The sequence below is a fragment of the Methylobacterium sp. E-025 genome (assembly GCF_022829705.1).
Lineage (GTDB): Bacteria > Pseudomonadota > Alphaproteobacteria > Rhizobiales > Beijerinckiaceae > Methylobacterium.
In genome coordinates, this window is record NZ_JAKSYR010000073.1 from 1 (window position 1) to 494 (window position 494).

Here is a 494-nt window from a genome sequence, read left to right on the forward strand (position 1 = left end):
GGTGGCGCTCGCCAAGGGGGCACCGAAGCCGATCGCCTACACCTACGAGGGCGAGGACAAGCTGTCGGACAAGGTAAAGGCGATCGCGACCAAGCTCTGCGGCACCGACGACGTCCAGATCGAGTCCAAGGCGGAGGGCAAGCTCGCCACCTTCAAGAAGGCAGTCTACGGCTACCTGCCGGTCTCCATGGCTAAATATATATATATATATATATATATATAGATATATATATACATATATACATATATATACAGATATATATATATATATACAGATCTCTATATATTTATATATATATATATCTATATATGTGTGTATTTATACATAGACAACGCCACGAGGCACTCGTCTGCAAAGCTCCGGCTCGCCCGCCACGTGATCAGCTACTCCTGATCATGGCAGCAACTCGAGTTCTAGTCCAACTACATCCTCCACCCACGCATAGATTGACGGCGTAAGATGCAGGTGACGTAGCTAGTCCACGACCGTAGAC

At 47.2% G+C, this 494-nt stretch carries 1 protein-coding gene; it reads left to right on the forward strand.

From position 1 onward, the window contains the following. On the forward strand, positions 1-223 hold a 223-nt coding region (locus tag MKK64_RS08475), incomplete at its 5' end, for a formate--tetrahydrofolate ligase (protein WP_409567922.1). Positions 224-494: the final 271 nt, after the last annotated feature.